Source organism: bacterium, assembly GCA_037131655.1.
In the GTDB taxonomy this organism is placed as follows: Bacteria; Armatimonadota; Fimbriimonadia; order Fimbriimonadales; family JBAXQP01; genus JBAXQP01.
On sequence record JBAXQP010000128.1, the window covers coordinates 1 to 7,714 of the forward strand.

Consider the following 7,714-nt stretch of genomic DNA (forward strand, 5'->3'; position numbering starts at 1 on the left):
GCGCACGCCTTTTTCGTGGTGGCTCACCAGAAGAACATCTACGACGGCCTGCTGTCCGCGGGCGAGAAGGAAGTCGTAACCATCTGCCGCAATTCCTGGGCGGGCTCGCAGCGCTACGGGGCATCACCGGCCGCCCACGACATCATGTCGTCCTTCGAACACTTGGAAACCTACATGAAAGCGGGACTCAATCTCGCCATGAGCGGCATTCCGTGGGGCGCGAGCGAAATCGGTGGTTTTATCACGCCCGACAATCAGACCGACCGCTTCCACGAACTGATGGTGCGTTGGTACCAATATGGCGTTTTCACCCCTGTCTTCCGAACCCACGGATGCCGTCCGAACAACGAGGCATGGACTATCGGAGGCGACACATACCCGCACATCTGGGCGGCCATGATGCTCCGGGAGCGACTACGTCCCTACATCATGGAGCAGATGATACTGGCGTCGGAAAAGGGAACGCCGCCCATGCGGCCCTTGTTTTTCGACTTTGCGCACGATCCAACAGCAACCGACGTGGAGGATGAATTCCTGTTCGGACCTGATCTCCTCGTCGCCCCGATTCTCACCTACAAGACCAGGCGCCGGAGTGTCTATCTGCCTGCCGGGGTCGAATGGACAAACGCCTGGACCGACACACGACATCAGGGCGGAACGATTATCAGTGCGGAGGCCCCGATCGAACACATTCCGGGGTTCGTGCGCGGCAATAACGACCGGCTGATGGGACTCTTCAAAGGATTGCACACAGAGTAGCCGCGAAGGAACCCGGCATGCCGGTGTTCGCCAGCACAGGGAAATCCGTAACTTGATCCCGGACTAGTGTTCCCGTATTATTGAGGGGAAATATTAAATTCATCGCATGGTTGATTGGGGATGGGTCTAAGGGAACTGTAGGGCATACTCTACTACACCCCAGAAAGGTGTCATTCAGAACGAACTAAAGCATCTGCATGAGTATGAAGTGCTTATTACCGATACCTTTCCCTTAGTCTAATCCGGCCTCTTGCTTCTTGCTTCGATCCGGTCAGACTTTTCCTCTAACATTTTCACTTACTTGCCGTCTTCAAGTAGTTGGCAAGTAAGCTATAAACAAAATCGTGACATAATTGCCACAGGAAAGTGAACTTTACCTCTTGTCGTACGTCCAATAATGTGTTATAGTTGAAACAGGCAATAGTTTCCTGAGGCAACTAGTTAGAAAGAGGGGTAAGGATATGACAACTGATGTTGCGCATCAATGTGCTGTAACGGTGATGGAAACATTAAGGCAGATCATGCCTACTGTTCGACCGGAGAAGAGCAAGCGTGGACCGGATGAATTATCATTCATCCAATTCCACGCCCTCATGTCGATAAAGCGGCATGAGGGGCTATCGCTATCGCAAGCGGCTGAGCATCTTGGAGCGACTATCTCTACCGCTTCGAAAATAATCGATGGGCTTGTTGAACGCGGAATGGTTTTCAGGACGACCGCAGATGAGGACCGGAGAAAATTAATGCTGAAATTGACACCTAGCGGAGAACGTGCAGTGGAAGAGATTCACCTCAAAACAATCGCCAATCTGACAGGAAAGTTGGAAACGCTCAGCCCAAGCGAATGTGCGATGGTGGAACTAGCCATGGGTATCTTGCGCTCAACCCTTATCTCTAGCGATCAACCTATACGAAAGAGTGAGTAACACCGATGAATAAATACATTTTAACATTAATGGTTCTTTTTGTAGCTTCATCTCTTATGGCAGCACCCTTATCGCTAAATGACTGCCTCAAGATTGCGTTGGATAATCAGGCGGATGTTCTGACGGCAATAAACAGTGTCACTATTTCTAAAAGCCAGGCGGCAAGAGCGATCAGCGGCTATTTCCCCCAAGTCTCAGTTAAAAGCAACCTTTTTACCGAAAATTCGGGGGGCGTTTTAAGCAATGTAAATACCGGAACCGCGCTGACGGTGAATCAGAACTTCTTCGATAGCGGCTTGAGAGAAATGAATGTTAAAGCTGCCAACTATGGGGTTGAGCAAAGTAAAGCCAGTCTAAACCGGACACTTCAGACGGTTATATTCAACGTGACGCAGTCTTACTACGAAGCGCTAAGGGCGAAGCATTTGAATCAAGTCGCTGAGACGAATGTGAAGTACAACGAAGGGCTGCGGGATGAAATCAAAACTCGCGCGGAGTTGGGCGACGCTGCAAAAGTAGATGTACTACCGTTCGAAGCGCAGCTTGCCAATGCGCGAGTAAGTTTTTTGAGAGCACAGAACTCAGTCAGAATAGCCTTAATCAACTTGCAAAGTTCATTAGGCCTTTCCACACAATCAGGTTTTGATATACAAGAAATCAACGAATTACCTAGCGCTGAGATGGCATCACTCGACAGCTACTTCGATGTGGCTCTACAAACACGCCCTGACATCATGCAAGCCAAAGCGAGGCTTGGGGCGACGCGCGCGAATGTGACAACGGCAGAAATTGAGATGTTCCCTCGACTGGAGATCTACGGCAATTATCAACGGGAGATTAATGGCGGATTCGACACTGACAACTCGCAAATAGTCGGAATTATAGTCTTCGATATTTTCAACGGCGGAGCTAATCAGGCCAACTTGAGACAAGCAAAGGCTCTTCGAAGCAATGCCGATATTCAGGAAAAACAACTTTACAAGGATATTCGTGCTCAAGTTGAAGAGGCTTATTTGAACTTCACAAGCGCAAAAGAACGAATGGTGGCAAGTGCTATCGGGCTTGATGCCGCCAACTTGAATTATGAAGCCCAAAAGGCCCGATATTCCCAGGGTATTGGGATCACCCTTGATTTACTGAACGCCGAAGTGCAAGTCATTATTGCTCAAAGCAACGACGTACAGGCACGCTATGACTACTACATTGCTGTCGCCCAACTCGATTACGCGGTGGGCAAGTCAGGAGAAGCCAATGAAAAGTAAGAGACGATACTTGAAATACATTATCATCGCCGCCATTTTGCTGGTTGGCGTAGTAATTATCCGCGCCCGATCAGGTGGAAATGCCACACCGGAACTACGCACTGAAACGGTCAAACTAGGGGATGTCGTTGCCACTGTTTCGGCAACGGGTGTCCTGCAGCCACTAACGACAGTAGAGGTTAAATCGAACGTCGGTGGAGAGATAGTCGAATTAACGGTTGACGAAGGCGACGTGGTCAAAGCCGGCCAGTTAATTGCCCGCATCGACCCTTCTGATTCATTGACGGATCTGTCGCAAGCGGAAGCTGATTACCAAGGGGCAGAAGCGAGAGTAAATCAGACTAAGCAGGGTTCGAGCATGCAGCAACTGCAAACGGCTGCCAACATCGTAAGTGCGCAGCAAGCGCTTGAATCCAGCCGTCAACGGCTTGCACAAGCTGAGTCGCAGGCCAAAATCCAGCCAACTCTAACATCTGAAGCAATTAAGCAAGCCGCAAGTGCGCTTGCCTCCGCTCAAGCGACATTGACCCAAACCAAGTCAGCGTTGGTTCCTCAGAAACTGGCATCTGCCCAGGCCGCTTACGACCAGGCCAAGGCGACTTACGACCAATCGCAGTTTAATTTCACCCGTCAACAAGCGCTTCTGGAAAAAGGTTTCGTCTCTAAAAGCCAACTTGAGGCTGCAGAACAACAGTTCTCCGTAGCTAAAGCTCAATTGAATAACGCAAAAATCAAACTTGATACCGTAAAGGATGAAGCCTTCCAAGACCTTAGTAATGCACAGGCTAGATATGATCAATCCAAATCTGCCCTAGAAACTGCTCGAACTAATCGAATTCAAGACTCACTCAAGCAACAAGACCTGGCGGCGGCAAGGGCAGCATTTAAGCAATCCAAAGCTTCTTTGGATGCCGTCAATGCAACTTCCTATCAGAACCAAATGAAGGTCGAGGACATCTTGCAGGCCCAATCACAATTGGAACGCGCAAAGGCAGCCGTCAAGAATGCCCATACTCAGGTCAGCTATTGCACTATCACCGCTCCTAGAGCCGGTGTTGTGGTCAAAAAGTATGTTGATAAAGGTTCAATTGTGACTGCGGGACGCGCTGCTGTCGGCGGAGGGAGTGGCTCAGGCATAACCATTGTCGATATCGCCGATACCACCCACATGTGGGTAGTTGTGAATGTCGATGAGACGGATATCGGCAAAATTCAACTTGGTCAGCGGGTTAGCGTTCGGGTGGATGCATATCCGAAAGAAAAATTCAAAGCGCGGGTGATTAAAATTGCCCCATTGGCAGTAGTCGACCAAAACGTTACCACCGTGCCGGTTACCGTAGAGCTAGAACGGATCAATCGCCAACTTAAACCCCAGATGAACGCTACTTGCGATTTCATCATCGGCAACAAACGGAATGTACTTTGTCTCCCAAGTGCAGCGATTAAAGAAACCAAGAACGGCATGACGGTCTCTGTTTTGGCGAATGGAAAACAGGAAACCCGTGTCATCCAAGTAGGTTTAGCCGGCGATGACTACACCGAAATAATAAGCGGATTGAAAGAGGGCGACATCGTTGTAAATGGGAATGGTTCGACATCGAGCCAAGGTACTGGAACAGGATCAACCCAAAGGACAGGTCAGCGCCGTGGCGGACCGCCACGAATGTTCTAGTAAAGGAACTCAATATGATTGGCGTCGGAAATTTACATAAAACTTATCAAATGGGAGAAATTGCCGTACATGCCCTTAAGGGTGTTACGGTTGAGGTCAAAAGCGGCGAGTTCGTGGCGATTATGGGACCATCCGGCTCAGGCAAGTCCACTTTCATGAACATCATCGGATGCCTTGACCGACCCACCCAAGGTTCTTATGTCTTGGGCGGTCAGGAAGTGGCTAAGATGGATGATGACGAACTAGCCGCGGTACGTAACCGAAAAATCGGATTCGTCTTTCAGACTTTTAACTTGATCCCAAGGCGTTCGGCCATTCGCCAGGTAATGCTGCCCCTCCTTTATAATGCCGATATTGACCAACCGGAGATGCTGGCAAGAGCCGCTTTAAAGCGTGTTGGGCTTAGCGATAGGATGGAACATAAGCCCAATGAACTTTCTGGAGGACAGCAACAACGAGTTGCCATCGCTCGTGCTCTCGTGAATGAGCCTATGATCATTCTTGGGGATGAGCCGACGGGTAACCTCGATACCCGTAACAGTGAAGAGATAATGGCAATTTTCCAAGAGCTGCATGCTGAAGGAAAGACGATAATCCTTGTCACCCACGAAGAGGATATCGCCAAACACGCTCAGCGAATAATTCGTTTCAAAGACGGCCACATCGTTTCCGACCAGCCGGTCGTTAATCCAACTAAGGCCTGCGATACCCTTGCCACACTTCCGATGGAGGATGACTCATGAACCTCAGGGAAAGTTTATCGATAGCACTGGAAAGTTTGGTTGCCAATAAAATGCGTGCGGTGCTCACGATGCTTGGGGTTATCATCGGAGTTGGCGCTGTAATTGCCATGCTCGCCCTTGCATCGGGCGCGCGCAACAACATGATGACCCAAATTCAACAAATGGGCACCAATGTGCTCATCGTCATGAACGGCCAGGGTCGCCAGGGACCGGTTTTCGGGGGGGTTGGAAGTCAACAATCCCTCACCTTAGACGATGCCAAAGCGATAGCAGATGAGTGTCCTTCAGTGGCGGCAACTTCTCCCGAGGTGGGGCAGAACGCGCAAATCAAATATCGCAATGTGAACACCAACACCACTGTACTCGGGACTAACCCCGACTATCTGGGTGTACGCAATTATCACATAGCCAGTGGGAGTTTTATCACTGATATTGATGTAAAAGGCTTGCGCAAGGTAGCCGTTATTGGACCAACTACCGCAAAAAGTCTTTTCGGTGATTCAGACCCAATCGGCAAGCTAATCTCAATCAGAGGGGTAGGGTTCGAGATTATTGGCGTCACTGCGATAAAAGGGGCTGGAATGGGACACATGGATCCTGATGACCAAATTTTTATTCCAGTCACAACCGCGATGCGGCGATTATTTGGGATTCAGTATGTCCGCGCCATCAGTATTCAGGCCACCACGATGGAAAAGACCACTCAAGCAACTGATGAGCTAACGCAGCTTCTGCGAAAACGTCATCGCCTAGCAAATGATGCCGATGATGACTTCCGCATTATGACCCAAGCCGAAATCATGCAAATGGCCAATCAGACCGCCACCATGTTTACCCTTCTATTAGCCGGCATCGCGAGTGTCTCCCTCTTAGTTGGCGGTATCGGCATTATGAATATCATGTTGGTCTCGGTGACCGAACGAACGCGCGAGATTGGCATCCGTAAAGCCCTTGGCGCTCGACGAAGAGATATTCAGTTGCAGTTCTTAGTCGAAGCGTTGGTGCTTTCCATGGCCGGTGGAGCGATCGGGATTCTATTAGGCATGGCAGGAGCCTGGGGCGCAGGCAAAGCCTTAAGTTGGAATACAACCCCATCCCTTACCTCAATACTCCTATCCTTCGGCTTCGCCGCCTTCGTAGGCATCTTCTTCGGCTTCTACCCCGCAAGAAAAGCCTCAAGATTAGACCCAGTTGATGCTTTGAGGTATGAGTAGGGGATACGCGAAAGCAGTATCGTCCCCCTTTCCAACGGGGACGATACTATTATAATACGCTATGCATTCGAAGTGAAATCCTTCATCAATTACATTACCTTAAGATCAGAGACTTAAAACAAAAATCGCCTGACAAGGCGATTTGGCTTCCTGCTTCGGCAGGATTAGGTATTTGAATGCTTGTTTGAAAGCCTAAGTCAGATCGGCTTACTGCTTAGGATTGATAATGCATTCGTCTTTATAGCTTACATGATAAAAGGGGACAAAGATTCGGCGGGTGCCATCGAAAAGTGGAATCCGAAGGGTAATCCATGCCCCACGCTTCAGATGTAGTAGCCACGACTTGATCTGTCAGAGAACTTACCACTGTCAGATCAAGTCGTGGCTACTACAAGAATCATCCTCCTTTAGTCCTTTCCCAAACACATAATGCCCCTGCAAGCGAAGCAATTGGTCTGGCGTTAAGGCATCACAAACCATTTGGTTTCGCCAAACCCCTCCTCTGCTCGCGGTCATTTCTTCCTCACTAAGGGTACGTGCGATGCGTGGATAGGAATAGCCGAGTAATCGTAGTTCCACCAAACGGCGTATCGTGGGATACCGTTCGTTCAACTCGCAGGAGCCTTCTTCCTTCTTGGTGATCCAGAAAGGCGGCGCTCCTGCTATCTTGCCTTGCTCCGCCCGATGATAAGCAACTGCTTTTGCCCACTCACTTATCCCTTCTGATTCCATTTAATGGAAGGTAAATCCAACCGAAAGCATCGCCCGTCCACTTGGTGTCGAAGTGTCATAGCCATCCATCACGCTATGAACACTGCAGCCTGCTTTCTCAAATTCTTCATAGAGTTCCAAACCCTTGCGTGTACTGCGTGCTAATCGGCTCAATTTAAAAACGATAAGGGCGGAGAATTCGCCTCGCTTGGCAGCTTCAAAATGTTGAACAAGCCCTTCTCGCTTTCTACATAGGAGAAGAAACGCAGAGCGGTTGATATCCGAGTAGCGTTTTGAGGCTTCTTCATCCAGAACAAAGTCTGGAAGGGAGGATTGGACAAAAGCTCTTCCATCCTCTAACTGGTCTTCTTATGTTTTAATGGACACCCTCAACCACTTGTTTTGCGATGAGTTGTTGCTCATAGAC

At 49.4% G+C, this 7,714-nt stretch carries 7 protein-coding genes; 6 read left to right on the forward strand and 1 reads right to left on the reverse strand.

What is annotated here, in order from left to right; all coding sequences use genetic code 11:
* The 6 genes from WCO51_07310 to WCO51_07335 all read left to right on the forward strand — a co-directional run.
* On the forward strand, positions 1–759 hold a 759-nt coding region (locus WCO51_07310; GenBank protein MEI6513069.1), incomplete at its 5' end, for a TIM-barrel domain-containing protein.
* 461 nt (positions 760–1,220) lie between these two features.
* The gene (locus WCO51_07315; protein ID MEI6513070.1) at positions 1,221–1,685 is read left to right on the forward strand and encodes a MarR family transcriptional regulator; all 465 of its coding nucleotides are present in this window, start codon (positions 1,221–1,223) and stop codon (positions 1,683–1,685) included.
* A gap of 5 nt (positions 1,686–1,690) precedes the next feature.
* The gene (locus tag WCO51_07320; GenBank protein ID MEI6513071.1) at positions 1,691–2,947 is read left to right on the forward strand and encodes a TolC family protein; all 1,257 of its coding nucleotides are present in this window, start codon (positions 1,691–1,693) and stop codon (positions 2,945–2,947) included.
* Positions 2,937–4,619: an efflux RND transporter periplasmic adaptor subunit gene (locus tag WCO51_07325; GenBank protein MEI6513072.1), complete on the forward strand. Its 1,683-nt coding sequence runs from the start codon at positions 2,937–2,939 to the stop codon at positions 4,617–4,619. The genes WCO51_07320 and WCO51_07325 overlap by 11 nt, the downstream gene beginning before the upstream one ends.
* 14 nt (positions 4,620–4,633) lie before the next feature.
* The gene (locus WCO51_07330) at positions 4,634–5,362 is read left to right on the forward strand and encodes an ABC transporter ATP-binding protein (protein ID MEI6513073.1); all 729 of its coding nucleotides are present in this window, start codon (positions 4,634–4,636) and stop codon (positions 5,360–5,362) included.
* Positions 5,359–6,576: an ABC transporter permease gene (locus WCO51_07335; protein MEI6513074.1), complete on the forward strand. Its 1,218-nt coding sequence runs from the start codon at positions 5,359–5,361 to the stop codon at positions 6,574–6,576. The genes WCO51_07330 and WCO51_07335 overlap by 4 nt, the downstream gene beginning before the upstream one ends.
* Before the next feature lie 369 nt (positions 6,577–6,945).
* Here the strand turns inward: WCO51_07335 and WCO51_07340 are convergent, their stop codons facing one another.
* Entirely contained in the window at positions 6,946–7,308 is a 363-nt protein-coding gene (locus tag WCO51_07340; protein ID MEI6513075.1) for a recombinase family protein, read from the reverse strand.
* Between the last annotated feature and the right edge of the window lie 406 nt (positions 7,309–7,714).

Bases quoted from the DNA above. Each gene is read 5' to 3' on its own strand.
- WCO51_07340 (MEI6513075.1), bottom strand. From the start codon at position 7,308: ATGGAATCAGAAGGGATAAGTGAGTGGGCAAAAGCAGTTGCTTATCAT.
- WCO51_07320 (MEI6513071.1), top strand. From the start codon at position 1,691: ATGAATAAATACATTTTAACATTAATGGTTCTTTTTGTAGCTTCATCT.
- WCO51_07325 (MEI6513072.1), top strand. From the start codon at position 2,937: ATGAAAAGTAAGAGACGATACTTGAAATACATTATCATCGCCGCCATT.
- WCO51_07335 (MEI6513074.1), top strand. From the start codon at position 5,359: ATGAACCTCAGGGAAAGTTTATCGATAGCACTGGAAAGTTTGGTTGCC.
- WCO51_07330 (MEI6513073.1), top strand. From the start codon at position 4,634: ATGATTGGCGTCGGAAATTTACATAAAACTTATCAAATGGGAGAAATT.
- WCO51_07315 (MEI6513070.1), top strand. From the start codon at position 1,221: ATGACAACTGATGTTGCGCATCAATGTGCTGTAACGGTGATGGAAACA.